Origin of the sequence: Cupriavidus sp. YAF13, assembly GCF_052113425.1 — a bacterium.
Classification (GTDB): Bacteria; Pseudomonadota; Gammaproteobacteria; order Burkholderiales; family Burkholderiaceae; genus Cupriavidus.
This window is the reverse complement of the sequence record NZ_JBFRDD010000052.1, coordinates 17,967-34,212: the sequence shown is the minus strand read 5'-3', so window position 1 is coordinate 34,212 and position 16,246 is coordinate 17,967. Positions and strand designations below refer to the sequence as shown.

The 16,246-nt window shown below is 67.6% G+C and carries 11 protein-coding genes; 6 read left to right on the top strand and 5 right to left on the bottom strand.

The annotated features are described in order from the left end of the window. The first annotated feature begins 54 nt into the window (after window positions 1–54). Both AB4061_RS31700 and kdpE read left to right on the top strand, forming a co-directional pair. On the top strand, window positions 55–2,988 hold the full coding sequence (locus AB4061_RS31700) for a DUF4118 domain-containing protein (RefSeq protein WP_441640173.1): 2,934 nt from the start codon (window positions 55–57) through the stop codon (window positions 2,986–2,988). Window position 2,989: 1 nt separating this feature from the next. Beyond that, window positions 2,990–3,685, top strand: a complete 696-nt coding sequence (gene kdpE, locus AB4061_RS31695) for a two-component system response regulator KdpE (RefSeq protein ID WP_253932621.1) — start codon at window positions 2,990–2,992, stop codon at window positions 3,683–3,685. Window positions 3,686–3,723: 38 nt separating this feature from the next. Here the strand turns inward: kdpE and AB4061_RS31690 are convergent, their stop codons facing one another. Together AB4061_RS31690 and AB4061_RS31685 are read right to left on the bottom strand one after the other, a co-directional pair. Next, a complete protein-coding gene (locus AB4061_RS31690) occupies window positions 3,724–3,999 on the bottom strand; it encodes a hypothetical protein (protein WP_441640172.1) in 276 nt (91 codons plus the stop codon). Further along, window positions 4,000–5,028, bottom strand: a complete 1,029-nt coding sequence (locus AB4061_RS31685) for a hypothetical protein (protein ID WP_441640171.1) — start codon at window positions 5,026–5,028, stop codon at window positions 4,000–4,002. Between the two features lie 292 nt (window positions 5,029–5,320). Here AB4061_RS31685 and AB4061_RS31680 point away from each other — a divergent pair, with 292 nt between their 5' ends. After that, window positions 5,321–7,294 (top strand): sensor histidine kinase, encoded by a 1,974-nt coding sequence (locus AB4061_RS31680; protein WP_441640170.1) that lies wholly within the window; start codon window positions 5,321–5,323, stop codon window positions 7,292–7,294. Here AB4061_RS31680 and AB4061_RS31675 read toward each other — a convergent pair. The 3 genes from AB4061_RS31675 to AB4061_RS31665 all read right to left on the bottom strand — a co-directional run bounded on the left by AB4061_RS31675 (window position 7,261) and on the right by AB4061_RS31665 (window position 10,810). Continuing rightward, a complete protein-coding gene (locus AB4061_RS31675) occupies window positions 7,261–7,920 on the bottom strand; it encodes a response regulator transcription factor (RefSeq protein ID WP_441640169.1) in 660 nt (219 codons plus the stop codon). The two genes, AB4061_RS31680 and AB4061_RS31675, sit on opposite strands and share 34 nt — an antisense overlap. Before the next feature lie 234 nt (window positions 7,921–8,154). Next, entirely contained in the window at window positions 8,155–9,714 is a 1,560-nt protein-coding gene (locus tag AB4061_RS31670) for a sulfatase-like hydrolase/transferase (protein WP_441640168.1), read from the bottom strand. A 148-nt stretch (window positions 9,715–9,862) separates the two neighbouring features. Beyond that, complete coding sequence (locus AB4061_RS31665) at window positions 9,863–10,810, bottom strand: Bug family tripartite tricarboxylate transporter substrate binding protein (RefSeq protein WP_441640192.1); 948 nt, start codon at window positions 10,808–10,810, stop codon at window positions 9,863–9,865. Window positions 10,811–11,094: 284 nt separating this feature from the next. On the opposite strand from AB4061_RS31665, the gene AB4061_RS31660 reads away from it, so the two are divergent. From AB4061_RS31660 to AB4061_RS31650, 3 genes are all read left to right on the top strand, one after another. Further along, window positions 11,095–11,703 carry a MarR family winged helix-turn-helix transcriptional regulator gene (locus tag AB4061_RS31660; protein ID WP_441640167.1) on the top strand — a complete coding sequence of 203 codons (609 nt, stop codon included), beginning with the start codon at window positions 11,095–11,097 and terminating at the stop codon, window positions 11,701–11,703. A 92-nt stretch (window positions 11,704–11,795) separates the two neighbouring features. After that, window positions 11,796–12,578, top strand: coding sequence for a tetratricopeptide repeat protein (locus AB4061_RS31655; RefSeq protein ID WP_441640166.1), 783 nt, complete (start codon window positions 11,796–11,798; stop codon window positions 12,576–12,578). 131 nt (window positions 12,579–12,709) lie between these two features. Further along, entirely contained in the window at window positions 12,710–16,240 is a 3,531-nt protein-coding gene (locus AB4061_RS31650) for a transglutaminase family protein (RefSeq protein ID WP_441640165.1), read from the top strand. Window positions 16,241–16,246: the final 6 nt, after the last annotated feature.

Sequence of the window (16,246 nt, the reverse complement as noted above, 5' to 3'; positions counted from 1 at the left end):
TAAGCGTGGCACAATCGTTTTCATCCATCCTCCTCCCGGGCAATGACCCCCACCATGCCTGACACCGCCCAGCGCGACGCCCCCGGCCGGCCCGATCCCGACGCCTTGCTGCAACGCATGCAGCAGGAGGGGGAGCGCGCCGCGCGCGGCAAGCTGCGGGTGTATTTCGGCGCGTCCGCGGGCGTGGGCAAGACCTTCGCCATGCTGACCGCCGCCCGGGCGCTGCGCGAGCAAGGCAGCGATGTCGTGATCGGCGTGGTGGAGACCCATGGCCGCGCCGAGACCGAGGTGCTGATCGCGGGACTGGAGCGGCTGCCGATGAAGGCCATGCCGCATCACAAGCTGGACGACCGCGTGCTGCAGGAGTTCGACCTGGACGGCGCGCTGGCCCGGCGCCCGGCGCTGGTCCTGGTCGACGAACTGGCGCACTCCAACGCGTCCGGCAGCCGCCACCCCAAGCGCTGGCAGGACATCGAGGAACTGCTCTCGGCCGGCATCGATGTGTGGACCACTGTCAATGTCCAGCACCTGGACAGCCTCAACGAGGCGGTGGGCGGCATCACCGGCATCCGTGTGTGGGAGACGGTACCCGACACGGTCTTCGATGATGCCGACGAAGTCATCCTGGTGGACCTGCCCGCCGACGAATTGCTGCGGCGCCTGCGCGACGGCAAGGTCTACCTGCCGGAGCAGGCGCGCACCGCGGCCACCAATTTTTTCCGCAAGGGCAACCTGATCGCGTTGCGCGAGCTCGCGCTGCGCCGCACCGCCGACCGCGTCGACGACGACGTGCGCGCATACCGCCATGCCGAATCCATCCGCCCGGTGTGGCGCACGCGCGAGGCGGTGCTGGCGTGCATTGGCACTGGCGACGATGCCGCGCAGGTGGTCAAGAGCGCGCGCCGGCTGGCCGGGCAGCTCGATTGCGACTGGCACGTGGTCACGGTGGCCACGCCGCGCCTGGCGCCGCTTGCCGAGCACGAGCGCGCCAATATCGAGGAGGCGATGCGCCTGGCCGAAGAGCTGGGCGCGCGCACCGAGACGCTGGCCGGCAGCGATATCGTGCAGGCGGTGGCGGGTTATGTGCGGCGCCACAACCTCACCAAGGTGGTGGTCGGGCGGGCCCCCGGCAACTGGCGCCGCAGCGGCGGCAGCCTCCTGGCGCGCGGCCGGGCGCTGCTGGCACTCGGCCTGTCGCCGTTCCTGGGTGCGCGCGCCTGGCTGTTCGGGCGCCATAGCTTTGCCGATTCGCTGGCGCTCGGCTGCCCGGAGATCGACGTGATCCGCGTGGCCGCCGATGCCATGGGCGCCGATACGCGCGGCCGCGCGCAACCGGCGCTCGGGCGCGCCGACGTGCGCGAGGATGCGGCGCGCATCGACGACAGCAGCGTGGTGGCGCACCGCATCGACTACCTGTGGGCGGTGGCATGGTGCGGGGGCGCCAGCTTGATGTCGGCGCTGACGCGGCCGTGGTTCGACCTGGTCAATATCGCGATGTTGTTCCTCGCGGCCGTGGTCGGCGTGGCGCTGCGCCACGGCCGCGGCCCCGCCGCGCTGGCCTCGGTGCTGTCGGTGGCGGCCTTCGACTTTTTCTTCGTGCCGCCGCGCATGTCCTTCGCGGTGAGCGACGTGCAGTACCTCGTCACGTTCGCGGTGTTGCTGACGGTGGGCCTGGTGATCGGCCAGCTTACCGCCGGGCTGCGCGAGCAGGCCCAGGTGTCGGTGGAGCGCGAGACCGATGCGCGCACCTTGTACGAGCTGGCGCGCGAGTTGTCCGCTGCCTTGATGCCCGAGCAGATCATCGACATCAGCAGCCGCTTCCTGCAAGCCGCGCTTGGCGCGCGCTCGGCGTTCTTCCTCGTTTCGCCCAAGGGGCGGCTGATGCCGCCGGTGATCGACCCCACGCAGCGCGGCAATGACGCGATCGATCCGGTGCTGGCGCAATGGGTGTTCGATCACGGCCAGCCCGCCGGCACCGGCACCCACACGCTGCCGGGCAGCACGGTGCTTTACCTGCCGCTCAAGGCGCCGATGCAGACGCGCGGCGTGCTGGCGGTGGAGCCGCAGGAGTGGCGCGCCTTCGCGCGGCCCGAGCGGCGCCGGCAGATCGACGTGTTCGCCACGCTGATCGCCATCGCCATCGAGCGGCTGCACTATGTGGAGGTGGCGCAGCAGGCGCTGGTGTCGATGGAGTCGGAGCGGCTGCGCAGCTCGCTGCTGGCCGCCGTCTCGCATGATCTGCGCACGCCGCTGACCAGCCTGATCGGCATGGCCGAGACTATGCAGCGCACCGAGCCGCCGCTGCCGCCGTCGCTGTCGGAGACCGTCGGTGCCATGCGCGAGCAAGCCCTGCGCATGCGCACCATGGTGGTCAACCTGCTCGATATGGCGCGGCTGCAAAGCCGCGATGTGCGCATGCAAAAAGAGTGGCAGTCGCTCGAAGAGCTGGTGGGCGCGGCGCTGGCCGGCATGCGCGATGCGCTGTCGCGGCACCGCGTGTCGGTCGCGGATCTATCGGCGCTGCCGCTGGTGGAGTGCGATGCGGTGCTGATGGAGCGGGTGCTGTGCAACCTGCTGGAGAATGCTGCCAAGTACACGCCGCCGGGCACCGGCATCCGCATCTGCGGCGAAGTGGTCGAAGCGGAGGTGCGGCTTGCGGTGGCGGACGATGGCCCCGGCGTGCCGCGCGGGCAAGAGCTCTCGATTTTCCAGAAATTCACGCGCGGCGAGCGCGAGTCCGCGACCGCGGGCGTTGGCCTCGGCCTGGCCGTGTGCGAGGCCATCGTGCAGGTGCACGGCGGGCGCATCTGGGTGGAGAGCGTGAACGCGGACCACACTGGCGCACGCTTTGTCGTGGCGCTGCCGCGCGGCAATCCGCCTGCGATCGAGCCCGAGCCGCCCGAGGCACTTGAGCCGGCGCTACTCGCCACGCCGGGCAACGGCGCAGGGCTGGCCGCGCGCGATGCGGCAAACAAGGAGTCCAACTGAAATGGCATTTGAATTTTCGCCGACTGTCTTGCTGGTCGAAGACGAGCCGCATATCCGGCGCTTCGTGCGCGAGGCGCTGCAGGCAGAAGGCTGCGCCGTGCATGAGGCCGAGACGCTCAAGCGCGGCCTGATCGATGCCGGCACGCGCCAGCCCGACGTGGTGATCCTCGACCTGGGCCTGCCCGATGGCGACGGCATGACGTTGATCCGCGAGATGCGCACCTGGACCGAAGTGCCGGTGCTGGTGCTATCGGCGCGCTCCGGCGAGGACGACAAGATCGCCGCGCTGGACGCCGGCGCGGACGATTACCTGACCAAGCCCTTCGGTGTGGGCGAGCTGATCGCGCGCGTGCGCGTGCTGCTGCGCCGCCACGCCAAGACCAATCCGCAAGGCACGCCGCAGATCGGCTTTGGCGAGGTGCAGATCGACCTGGCCAACCGCGTGGTCACCCGCGCCGGGCAGGATGTGCACCTGACGCCGATCGAGTATCGCCTGCTTGCCGTACTGATCGCGCATCGCGGCAAGGTCATGACGCACCGCGAACTGCTGCGCGAGGTCTGGGGGCCGGCGCACTCGGAGAGCAGCCACTACCTGCGGGTGTACATGGGGCACCTGCGGCACAAGCTGGAAGCCGATCCGGCGCAGCCCTCGCACCTGATGACGGAGGTGGGGGTGGGATATCGGTTCGTGGGGTAACGCGTTCTGCCGGCAACAGGATGGCGGCCGATGGGTAGTCAGGCGGCCGGCTCAAGCGACACCGGTGCCCTGTAGCGCGGATTCCCCAGCACGGGCAGATTGCGCAGGAAGCGGAACATGCCGTTGTGGTCGATCCACCTGGCGTAAGCCACATAGTCCGGATCCTGGGACAAATGCCGCTCTTCCGTCATGGCCCGCATCGCATAGATGCCATTCAAGGCCAGCAGGAGCAGGCAGTGGCGCAGCGTTTCATCCGCCGGGCCCTGGGCCATGAAGGGGATGGAGATCATCCACCAGGACAGGTTCTTGGCCACCTAGGCGGGGTGCTTGGTCCACCGGTAAGGCCCGTTGGTGATGATGCCCCGGTGGGTCAGGTTCGAGAACCGCGCGCCGAAGCTCACCGTCGCCCAGACGTAGATCGCCGTCAGCACCAGGATCGCACTGCCCCAGATGCCATAGAGCAGCGGCGTGTTCCAAAGCCACGCGCCCCACTGCAGGCCGGTCTCGTAATGCAGGTATTGCCGCCCGACCAGCGACCAGAACGGCTGGTAACATACCAGCGCCACCGCCCAGCCCAGCATGGACGGCTCGGCCGAGCGCACGTGCGTGTCGGTGATGCGCAGCGCCATCAGGTAACCCATCACCACCAGGCCGACATCGATGAAGTACACGAAGCCGTAGAGCAGGTCGAACCAGGCCTTGAAGCTCGCCAGCAGCGCAAAGTCGGCGGCGATGAAACGCGCCAGGTCATTGCACATATAGGTGAACATCAGGGGCAGGAAGAAGCCCTTGATCAACCAGGCTAGCAGATGCTGCCCCGCCACCTTGCCATCCACCTTGCCCCACTGCAACGTGACCAGCTTGCCCATGTGCCAGTAGCCGTCCAGGGGCCGGGCCATCTTGCGGTCGACGAAGAAGAAATAGGGCAGCGCCAGCGCGGCCCAGCCCGGCAGCACGATTGCCAGCATGGAGAGGTAACGCGCGTAGAAGGCCGCATGGTATTCGGGGAACAGCCAGTACAGCAGGCCGACAAAGCCCATGCTGCCAAGCAGGCCCGCCAATTTGGTCAGGCTGCGGTGCCACGACGGATTGTCCCGGGAGAAATCCAGGCCGGTGGCGGCGCGCAAGTGCACCTTCTGCCAGATCAGGTCGAGCAGGAAGATGGCCGCTGCCGTCACCCCGACGATGAACAGGGCCGAATGCACCATGTTATCGCCGAAGGGCCGGTCGGTCCGCACGATGGTCGCGGCCAGCAGGAACGCGGCCAGGCCCACGGCGGCGACGGCGCCGTGGGTGGCGGAGCGGGGCCGCGGCGCTTTGTCTTGCGGTGTCGTCACTGACATCGTTACGGACTGCTTCCCATCGGTGACGCCATGTTGGATATCGCAGTGAGTGCGAAGGGCTGGATTACGCATGGCGATTAGGAGTCGAGTGCTTTGATCAGCGCCGATCCTATCCAGTGGAACAACCGCAAAACTGACAAATCCTGACATTGCCAAGGAAAGCGAAAAGGCCCGATCCTTGCTGGGATATAGTCGTGGCCTTTTCCGCGAAACGCGACTTGAAGGGACAATGCTTCGGCTATTCTGGATCGTTCTCTTGTGCTGGCTCTGCCACTCCGCGGCGTGGGCAGACATGCGTCTGCCGCAGGCGGGAGAGGTTTCTCTGGGCGAGCATTGGGAGCTGCTGCGCGATCCGCAGGATGTGCTGACCATCGAGCAGCTATCGCGGCCGGAGTTCGCGGCGGCCTTCCAGCCGCAGTATTCCCCTCCCGCCCTTGGCTACGTGAAGGGGGCCGTCTGGCTGCGCATCACCCTGACGCGCCCCGAGCAAGCCGCGCCGGTATGGTTGCTGGAGCTGCGCTCGGCGCTGCTGGACGACGTCACGCTGTTCGAGCCACTAGCGGCGGGTGGATACGCGCAGCGGGTGTCCGGCGACAGGCGGCCGGTGGCGGGGCGCGACGTGGATTACCGCAATCCGGTGTTTCAGCTCGACTTGCCGGTGGACAAGCCGGTCACGCTGTATCTGCGCGTGCGCAGTACCAGCACGATGAGCTTTCCCCTGGTGGCGTGGTCGCCAGAAGCGTTCATTTCCTTTATCGGCACCGAGCTGCTTCTGTTTGGCTTGTTCTACGCAGCGCACCTGGTCTTGCTGATTACCAGCGTCTGGTTTTATTGGGTAACGCGCAATCTTTCCTTTGGCCTGTTCAGCCTGACTGTGCTGGCCAATCTGTTCACCTCGCTGTCCGCCGAGGGCTTCACGTATCAGTACCTCCTGCCTGGATGGCCGCTGACGAGCGATGCCGTCTACGTGGTGAGCTGGTTTTTCGCGACGCCGCTTGGCACCTTGTTCACGGCGCACTACCTGGGCCTGTACGAGTCGCCGTGGCGGCGTTGGGCGATCGGCTTTTCGCTGCTGGCCTGGGGCGTGGCGCTGGTCATGACCCCCTGTTTGCTGCTGGGTAACGTCTGGTGGATACGCCCACTGGCGCTGCTCTGGGGCCTCGTCACCATGGGCATACTGCTGATCGCTTCCGCGGCGATGACCTGGCGCGGCCAAAAGGCCGCGCGTGTGCTTTTGTTCGTCCTGGTTCTGCTTTTTGGCGGCACCGTGCTGCGCCTGGCGCGTAATGTCGGCGCGATCGATCCCGGCGCGTTCGTCGATAACGCCAACTACCTGGGCATGATGGCGTTCCTGCTTATCATGAATTCGGCCATCAGCTGGCGCTACACCGACATGCGTGCCGAAAAGGAGGCCGCCCAGGCCGAAGCCTTGCGCGTGGCCCGTCAGGCCGAGCGCGACCTGGAGGTCAAGGTCGCCTTGCGCACCCAGGCGCTCAGGGATGCCATGGCGCAGGTGGAAGCGTCGCTGTCGCTGGAGCGGCGCGCGCAGGAGGAGCAGCGGCAGTTCCTGTCCACGGTCTCGCATGAACTGCGCACGCCGCTGGCGGTGATCGATGCCACGGCGCAGAACCTGGACCTGGACGATGCCCATGATGACCCGCAGACCTCGGCCCGGTACCAGAAGATCCTGCGCGCCACGCAACGCCTGACCATGCTGCTCAATGACTCCCTGCATGAAGATGGCTTCGAATTGCTGCGCCATGGTTCCCGGCCGTCGCCCACCAGCCTGTCGGATTTGCTGGCGGATGCCGCGGCGGCGGCGCAACTGCTTTCGGAGGGGCACCGGCTGGAGGTGGATGGAGAGCGCTTGCCAGAAGCCTTCCTGTGCGACGCCAGCCTGCTGCGGCTGGCATTGCGCACGCTGGCCGACAACGCGGTGAAGTACACGCCCGCGGGCTGCCGGGTGGTCTTGAGGGGCCGGGAAGTGGCCGAAGGCGTGGTGCTGGAAGTGCAGGACAATGGCCCCGGCATCGAGGCGGCGGACCTGCCGCGCGTATTCGAGCGCTTTTATCGCGGCCAGAATGCGGGCCAGAAGCCGGGGACCGGGCTTGGCTTGTCGCTGGCCCGGCGCATGGTGGAAATGCAGGGCGGCACCTTGACCCTGGACAGCGCGCCCGGGCAGGGCTGCCGCGCCACGATCTTTTTGCCGTCGGCGCTGCCGGGCCTGCAGGCTCAGGCCAGCGCGATGGGCGCGGCGAACGTATAACCTTTGCGGTGGGCGGTCTTGAGGGGCAATTCGCTGCCCGATTCGCTGCGCCAGCGTTGCCGCAGCCGGCTGACCATGGTCTCCAGCCGGCGCTCGTCGTAGCTCAGCCAGTCAAAGCCGAAGCCTTCGGCGATCTGGCGGCGATCGACCGGCTGGGTGGGATGGCGCGCCAGCATTTCGAGCAGCTTGCTCTCGTTGGACGACACGGCCATGCGGGCTCCCGCCGGCGCCACCAGCGTGCTGGCCTGCCGGTCGAGCCACCAGTTGGAGACGACGCGGCGGCTCAAGGCGCGCAGGATGGCGTCGAATTCGAGCAGCTTGATCGGCTTGACCAGATAGTGGTCCGCCCCGCCGTTCAGGCCGTGCAGCTTGTCCTGCGTTTCGCCGCGGGCCGTGAGCATGACGATGCCGCAGCCGGGGCGCTCGCGGCGCAGGCGGCTGGCCGCATCGAAACCCGTGCCGTCGGGGAGCATGACGTCGATGACGGCGATGTCCGCCTGCACGGCCAGGGGCAGGAATTGCGCCAGGCTGCCGGCCTGGCTGACCGTCCAGCCTCGCTTTTGCAGGAAAGCCGCTATTTCCTCGCGCAGCTCGACCTCATCCTCGAGCAGGACTACATTGCCCATTTCAAAACCTTGCAGCGGTTGCGTTCGATGATCGTGGCGAGGAATCTCCGTGCTTGCCTGACAAGGTTCGACGGCGTCAGCCCAGGCTCCCCCCTCCTGGCCGTTGCCCTGGCACTGGCGCCCAGGGTGGCCTAAGCGGTATTACGGCCAGACCGGCGGGAATCTTTACCCCTCCCCGGCGGTATCCCGGCACGTCGCGCCACGATCCAAGCCACCTCACCAAACTAAACCACCTCACCAAACGCCAAAAAACACGCCCGCCTGCTTATACACATTGGTCTTGGCCGCCACCTCGTCGTTACTCACCGTGGTGCGCGGCTTGAGGGTGCAGAACCATTCCAGCAGGTGCAGCCGCATTGCCGAGCGGATGGCCTCGTGGCCGGCATCCTCGCCCAGGTCGAAGAACTCGTCCGGGTCGCGTTCCAGGTCGAACAGCTGCGGGCGAAATCCCTGCCAGTGCACATACTTCCAGCGCGCATTGCGCACCATCCACGCCCGGCACTCGCCCGGCGGCCGGCCCAGCGCGATCCGCGCGCCGCGATACGCGTAGTCCAGCTCCGACACCACGAAATCCCGCCACTGGCCATTGCCGCGCTCGCGCGTGAGATCCAGCAGCGAGCGGCCTTCCACGCGATGGTCGGCCGGCGGCAGGCCCAGCGCGTCCAGCACGGTCGGCACCACGTCCACGGCCGAGACCATGCGCGCATCCGCGCTGCCGCGGGTGGCGTCGGCTTCGGCCGAGGGATCGTAGACAATCAGCGGGATGTTCTGCACGGTGTCGTAGAACTGCTCCTTCTCGCCGAGCCAGTGGTCGCCCAGGAAGTCGCCGTGGTCTGCCGTGAACACGATCAGCGTGTCTTCCCAGCGGCCCAGACGCTCCAGTTGTTCCCACAACTCGCCCAGGCGATCGTCGATCTGCTGCACCAGGCCTTGATAGGCGGGACGCACCGTGTCCGAGACTTCGCTGCGCATGAAGTTGGCGCATTCTTCCTGCGTGCGGTACGCGTCGAGCACCGGATGCGGGTTGTCCAGCTCCGCCTCGTGGCGCTTGAGCGGCAGGCAGTCGTCCAGCGAATAAGCCGCGTGGTAGGGCGCGGGCGCCATGTAGGGCCAGTGCGGCTTGACCAGCGACAGGTGCAGCACCCAGGGGTCGTCGCCGCGCGCGGCGATGTACTGCATCGCCTGGCCCACCGTATAAGCCGTCTCCGAATGCGCTTGCGCCACGCGTGCCGGCAGGCCGGCATTGCGCATCTGCCAGCCCGACACGATCTCGCCTTGCGCGTTCTCGGCGCTGATCACGTAGTCCGTCCACGGGTCGGCGCTGTCGTAGCCTTGCTTGCGCAGCCACTCGGCATAAGCGCTGTGCGGCTCGGCGTGGTGGCCGTCATGGCGGTCGACTTCCACAAAGTGCCCGCTGCGCAGCAGCGTTTCCAGCTCGCTGCCGCCGTCGAGATGCAGGCGCTTCATGTTGGCGTTGTCGGGCATCACGTGCGTCTTGCCGGCCAGCGCCAGCGCACGGTGGCTGTCCTTCAGGTATTCGCCCAGCGTGACTTCGCCAACGGACAGCGGCACGCGGTTCCAGGTGGCGCCGTGGCTGCTCGGGTAGCGCCCGGTGTAGAAGCTCATGCGGCTCGGGCCGCAAACGCCGGAGGTGACGAACGCCTTGGTGAAGCGCACGCCGCGCGCGGCCAGGGCATCGATATGCTTTGTGCGCAGGGTGGGGTGGCCGTAGCACGCCAGGTGGTCCTGGCGCAGCTGGTCGCACATGATGAAGAGGGTGTTTCGGGTGGCCATGGCTTTGTGGATGCCGGTCGGGCCGCTGACCCTGACCTGATCGGCATCAATTCAATAAATAACGTAATGTAAATTTGAGTCTATTCAATCCATGTAGAAAATAACATTCATGAAATGAATAAATATGGTGGAATATGATGTGGTGTTTTCAATCCCCGGTATAGCCAGAGGCCTTGACCACCGGCCCCCACCGTCCGGCATCCGCCGCCAGCACCTTGCCGAACTGCTCCGCGCTCCCGGTTTGCGGCTCCAGCCCCAGCTTCAGGAACCGCTCCTTCAGATCCGCCGACTGCACCGCATGCACGATCGCCGCATTCAGCCGGTCGATCGTTGCCTTCGGCACGCCGGCCGGCGCCAGGAACCCGTACCGGCCAAGCCCCTCGATGTCCTTGTAGCCCAGCTCGGTAAACGTGGGCACATCCGGCAATGCCACCGAGCGATGCGTCCCTGAGCTCGCCAGGACGCGGATCTTGCCCGCACGATGCATCTCGGTGAGATCGGCGAGCGTATCGACCGAGGCCGGCACCTGCCCGCCCACCAGCGCATTCATCAGCGGCGCCGAGCCGTTGAATGGCACGTGCAACATCTCCACGCCCACCTGCTTGCCGATCAGCAAGCCAAAGAAGTGCGGAATGCTGCCTAGCGCCGGCGAGGCGTAGGAATTGTTCTTGGCCGGGCTGGCCTTGAGCCACTCGATGTACTCCTTCAGCGTCTTGGCCGGCGCGCCGGGGCCGGTGGCCAGGGCCAGCTGGAAGTTAGCGGTTTGCGCCACCGGCACGAAATCGCGCTGGATGTCGTAGTTCAGCTTGCGGTAGGTCAGCGGGGCGATGGTCATCACCGCGGAGTTGGCGACCACCAGCGTGTTGCCGTCGGCGGGCAGGGTGCGCGCATAGTCCATGACCAGGCGGCCGCCAGCGCCTGGCTTGTTCTCGATGACCACGGTTTGCTTGAGTTCCTCGCGCAGCTTGTCGCCAATGAGGCGGGCGGCCAGGTCGGCGGTGCCGCCGGCGGGGTAGCCCACCAGGATGCGCAGCGGGCGGTCGTTCTGGGCGCTGGCCGGCGCGCTGGCCAGGCACAGGGTGGCCAGTGCGGTCATGGTGGCGAGGGTGGGGACTAGCGCGCGCAGCAGTTTGGCGGGTTTCACGGGTTCTCCTGTTGGTTCGGCATCGGCGGGAAGCCGGCCAATTTATCGATATGGCCCGCAGGCGCCAAAGAAGGATTTCGCGCAACGATGTGCGCGTTTCGTTCCTGGACCCATGCCTGCCCGGCCATACCCCGGCGGATGCGCTTAGCGCGCGGCCCGCCAGTTCTTATGCAGCGGCACAGACGCTAACACCCAGCCATATAATTGACAAAATCAACTAAATTTGCGGGTGCGGCATGAACGGCAGCCAGGCGGGCGAGCAGGCACAGGCACAGGCACAGGCACAGGCACAGGCACAGGAGCGCAGGGAGCGGGACGCCGGCGAAACGCTGCAGCATCCCGCCCGTCTGGCGGACTTCCTCAATTACCGCCTCTATCACCTGACCCGCGTTGCCCTGCAAGCCAGCGGGCATCACCTGCGCGCCGCGGCCGGGGTGAGCCGGCGCGAGTGGCGCATGCTGGCCTTTCTCGGCGAGCAGCCGGGCACGCGCCTGACGGAGCTGGCGCAAAGCGCCGGGCTGGACAAGGTGCTGGCCAGCCGCGCCGTGCACGCCCTGATGGCGCGCGGCCTGGTGCAGCGCGCCACGCGCGGCCAGGACAAGCGGGCGGCGGCGTTTGCACTGAGCGAGCAGGGCGAGGCGGTCTACCAACTTGCCTTTGCGCAGGCCCAGGCCTTCAACGCCCGCCTGGCCGCCTGCCTGGATCCGGAGGAGGCGCGGGTGCTGGCGCGTTGCCTGTCCAGGCTGCACACGGAGGCCGAGGCCTTGCTGGCGCAGGCGCAAGCACTGCCCAGCAGCGTACCCGCGCCTGCGGAACCGGCGCAGAACTGGTGGCGCCAACCGTAAGGTCTGGCCGGCCGCTTCCGACTGCACCTGGCGACTTCGGAGTCCTACACTTGTAGACTTGGAGTCAGCGCGTGCCCTGCCTGGAGCCTGCCATGCCGCTTGTCCGTCGCTTTCCTGTTCGCTTCACTGCGCGCCTTACTGCTCGCTTCACTGCCCACTTTCCTGGCCGCTTTCCTTCGCGATTGCGCGCCGCCGCCATTGCCGCGCTGCTTCCCCTCTGCCTGTTTGCCTTCCAGCACGCCCAAGCCGCGCGCCAGCCCCCGGCGCCGGCGCAGGAACTGACGCGCCAGGCGGTGACCGCCTACGACGCCGGCGCCTTCGATTCGGCCCTGCGGGATTTCGCCAAGGCGGCCCAGCAAGGCAACCGGCTCGCGCAGTACAACTACGCCATGATGCTGCTGCGCGGCGAGGGCACGCCGGTGCGCCAGGAGGAGGCGCTGATCTGGCTGCACCGCGCGGCCGAGAACGACATGACGCAGGCCCAGTTCACCTTTGGCGAGATGTACGAGCACGGCGAGCTGGTGCCGCGCTCGCTGGAGTCCGCCAACCAGTGGTACCGCCGCGCGGCCGAAGGCGGCCATGTGCAGGCCCAGGTGGAACTGGCGACCAATTACTTCACCGGACGGGGCCTGGCGCGGGACTACGGCAAGGCCTTCGAGTGGTACACGCGCGCCGCCACGGCGGGCGACGGCGGTGCCCAGTACATTGTCGCCAGCTATTACGAGCGTGGCGAGCCCGGCGTGGTCGAGAAGGACATCGAGCAGGCCAAGATCTGGTACGCCCGCGCTGCCGCGCACGGCGACCCCGGGGCGCTGGCCAAGCTGCGCTCGCTGATCGAGCAGGGACTGAAGGCAAAACAGGCTGGCGCGATGTAATGCTGCGGTAGTCTGGGCATGTTGCCATGCACGGGCGGCCGCCGAGGGCTGCAATCCGAGGTGCGCCGCCGGGGGCGGTACAACTCTTGCTTGAGACAACAACACGAAACCTGCGCCAATGGGAGGCACTAGTGGCAACACACGTCGCACTGAACCATGTCACCCACTACCGGTACGACCGGCCCGTGAAGCTTTCGCCGCAGGTGGTCAGGCTCCGTCCTGCCCCGCACTGCCGCACGCCGATCCTTTCGTATTCGCTGCGCATCGAGCCCGAGCAGCATTTCGTGAACTGGCAGCAGGACCCGTTCGCCAACTACCTCGCCCGGCTGGTGATCCCCGAGCCGACCACCGAGTTCAAGATCACCGTCGACCTGGTGGTCGAGATGGCGGTCTACAACCCGTTTGACTTCTTCCTCGAGCCCTACGCCGAGAATTTTCCTTTCACCTATGAGCCTGGCCTGGCTTACGAGCTGGCGCCCTATATGGTCAAGGGCGAACTGACGCCGCGCTTTGCCGCCTTCGTGGAGAGCATTCCGCGCAACAAGCAGACCACGAGCGATTTCCTGGTGGCCCTGAACCAGCGCCTGCAAGAGGACATCCGCTACCTGATTCGCATGGAGCCCGGCGTGCAGACGCCGGAGCAGACGCTGGAGACCGGCTCGGGGTCGTGCCGGGATTCCGGCTGGCTGCTGGTGCAGACGCTGCGCCACCTGGGGCTGGCCGCGCGCTTCGTGTCCGGCTACCTGCTGCAGCTGGCGCCCGACGTGAAATCCATCGACGGCCCCAGCGGCACCGACGTGGACTTCACCGACCTGCACGCATGGTGCGAGGTCTACCTGCCGGGCGCGGGCTGGATCGGGCTCGACCCCACCTCCGGCCTGCTCGCCGGCGAGGGCCATATCCCGGTGGCATGCACGCCCGAGCCGGGCAGCGCGGCGCCGGTCAGCGGCGCGGTCGACGAGAGCGAGGTGACCTTCCACCACGAGATGTCGATCACCCGCATCTATGAATCGCCGCGCGTGACCAAGCCCTATACCGAGGCGCAGTGGCAGGCGGTGGCGGCCGTGGGCGCCGAGGTCGATATCCAGCTCAACGCGCAAGATGTGCGCCTGACCATGGGCGGCGAGCCGACCTTTGTCGCGGTCAAGGATCGCGATGGCGCGGAATGGAACACCGATGCGCTCGGCACCACCAAGCGCGCCTATGCCACCGAACTGGTGCATAAACTGCGCGCGCGCTATGGCAGGGGCGGCTTCCTGCACTTCGGCCAGGGCAAGTGGTACCCGGGCGAGCAATTGCCGCGCTGGGCCTTGTCGATCTGCTGGCGCGCCGACGGCCAGCCCTGCTGGCAGGACCCGTCGCTGTTCGCCGATGAGCGCGAGCCGGCCGACTATACCGAGGCCGACGCGCGCCGCTTCCTCGATAGCCTGGCCACCCGCCTCGGGATCGACCCCGGTTTTGTGCAGCCCGGCTATGAGGACACCTGGTACTACCTCTGGCGCGAGCGCCGCCTGCCGGTCAACGTCGACCCGCTGGAGGCGCGGCTCGACGATGAGATGGAGCGCATGCGCCTGCGCCGCGTGTTCGATGGCGGCCTGGCGCGGCCCACCGGCTATGTGCTGCCGCTGCGCCGCACCGGCCTGGAAGATGGCCCGGCGCTGGCCGCCCACCGCTGGATCAGCGGGCCGTGGTTCTTCCGCGACGACCGCATGTACCTGCTGCCCGGCGATTCGCCGATGGGCTACCGCCTGCCGCTGGATGCCCTGCCCTGGGTCAGCGAGGCCGACTACCCGTGGCAGTTCGACCAGGACCCGTTCGCGGCGCGCTCGCCGCTGCCCTCCGGGGCGCAGCTGCGCGCGCAGTTGCCGGGGCTTGCCGGCCAAGGCGCCGAGCCTGGCCAGGCTGCGGCGTTCCGCGCCAGCACCGCGGCCTACCCCGCACCCGGCTCGGTAGCGGCAACGCGTGCCGGGGCCAGGCCAGGGGCGGGCATGATCGGCGGCACGGCCGCGCCCGCTGCCCTGGCGGCGGACCTGGCGCGCGTGCCCGAGCGCGGCGAATCCGCGGGCTGGATCACCCGCACGGCGCTGTGCGTGGAAGTGCGCCATCCCAGCCGCGCCGCCGGCCCCAAGGCCGAAAAAGCGGCCGCGGGCGACAAGCGCGGCATGCTCTACGTCTTCATGCCGCCGCTGACCGTGCTGGAGGACTACCTGGAGCTGCTGGCGGCGGTGGAAGCCACCGCCGCCGGGCTGGGCGTGAAGATCGTGCTCGAAGGCTACCCGCCGCCGCGCGACGTGCGCCTCAAGCTCCTGCAGGTCACGCCAGACCCCGGCGTGATCGAGGTCAACATCMATCCGGCCGCCAACTGGGACGAACTGGTCGACCATACGGAATTCCTCTACCAGGCTGCCCACGAGACCTACCTCAGCACCGAGAAGTTCATGCTCGACGGGCGGCACACCGGCACCGGCGGCGGCAATCACTTCGTGCTGGGCGGYGCCACGCCGGCCGACAGCCCCTTCCTGCGGCGCCCCGATGTGCTGTCCAGCCTGATTGCGTACTGGCACAACCATCCCTCGCTGTCCTACCTATTCTCGGGCATGTTCATCGGCCCGACCAGCCAGGCGCCGCGCGTGGACGAGGCGCGCAACGACCAGCTCTACGAGCTCGAGATCGCCTTTGCCGAACTGCAGCACCAGCTCGACCGGCTCTCGGGCGCCGAGGGCGGGGTCGGCGCGCACATGCCGCCGTGGCTGGTCGACCGTGCGCTGCGCAATATCCTGATCGACGTCACCGGCAACACCCACCGCAGCGAGTTCTGCATCGACAAGCTCTACTCGCCCGACGGCCCCACCGGCCGCCTCGGCCTGCTGGAGCTGCGCGCGTTCGAGATGCCGCCGCATGCGCGCATGAGCCTGGTGCAGCAGTTGCTGCTGCGCGCGCTGGTGGCCCGCTTCTGGCGCGAGCCCTATCGCGGGCGGCTCACGCGCTGGGGCACGGAGCTGCACGACCGTTTCCTGCTCGGCACCTTCGTGCAGATGGATTTCGAGGACGTGCTCACCGAGATGCGCGAAGCCGGCTTCGCATTCGACAACGCCTGGTTCGCGCCGCACTTCGAGTTCCGCTTCCCGCGCGTGGGCGAGCTCGCGGCCGGCGGCCTGTCGCTGACGCTGCGCACCGCGCTCGAACCCTGGCATGTGATGGGCGAGGAGGGCAGTGCCGGCGGCACCGTGCGCTACGTGGATTCGTCGCTCGAGCGCATCGAGGTGCGCGTGCTGGGCATGAACGACAGCCGCCATGTGGTCACCGTCAATGGCCGCGCGGTACCGCTGCAGCCCACCGGGCGCGTCGGCGAGTTCGTGGCCGGGGTGCGCTACCGCGCCTGGGCGCCGCCGTCTGCGCTTCACCCCACCATCGCCTCGCATGCGCCGCTGACTTTCGACGTTGTCGACACCTGGATGGGGCGCAGCATCGGTGGATGCCAGTATCATGTTTCGCATCCGGGCGGGCGTAGCTATGAGACCTTCCCGGTCAATGCGTACGAGGCTGAGAGCCGGCGCCTGACACGCTTCTTCACGCTTGGCCACACGCCGGGCGTGATGCGCGTGGAACCGCCCCGGCGCAGCCTCGAGTTTCCGTTCACGCTGGATTTGCGACAACGCTGATCCGGC

Excerpts from the sequence above, each read along its gene's own strand:
- AB4061_RS31700 (WP_441640173.1), top strand. The coding sequence starts at position 55 with ATGCCTGACACCGCCCAGCGCGACGCCCCCGGCCGGCCCGATCCCGAC.
- kdpE (WP_253932621.1), top strand. The coding sequence starts at position 2,990 with ATGGCATTTGAATTTTCGCCGACTGTCTTGCTGGTCGAAGACGAGCCG.
- AB4061_RS31685 (WP_441640171.1), bottom strand. The coding sequence starts at position 5,028 with ATGTCAGTGACGACACCGCAAGACAAAGCGCCGCGGCCCCGCTCCGCC.
- AB4061_RS31680 (WP_441640170.1), top strand. The coding sequence starts at position 5,321 with ATGCGTCTGCCGCAGGCGGGAGAGGTTTCTCTGGGCGAGCATTGGGAG.
- AB4061_RS31675 (WP_441640169.1), bottom strand. The coding sequence starts at position 7,920 with ATGGGCAATGTAGTCCTGCTCGAGGATGAGGTCGAGCTGCGCGAGGAA.
- AB4061_RS31670 (WP_441640168.1), bottom strand. The coding sequence starts at position 9,714 with ATGGCCACCCGAAACACCCTCTTCATCATGTGCGACCAGCTGCGCCAG.
- AB4061_RS31665 (WP_441640192.1), bottom strand. The coding sequence starts at position 10,810 with ATGACCGCACTGGCCACCCTGTGCCTGGCCAGCGCGCCGGCCAGCGCC.
- AB4061_RS31660 (WP_441640167.1), top strand. The coding sequence starts at position 11,095 with ATGAACGGCAGCCAGGCGGGCGAGCAGGCACAGGCACAGGCACAGGCA.
- AB4061_RS31655 (WP_441640166.1), top strand. The coding sequence starts at position 11,796 with ATGCCGCTTGTCCGTCGCTTTCCTGTTCGCTTCACTGCGCGCCTTACT.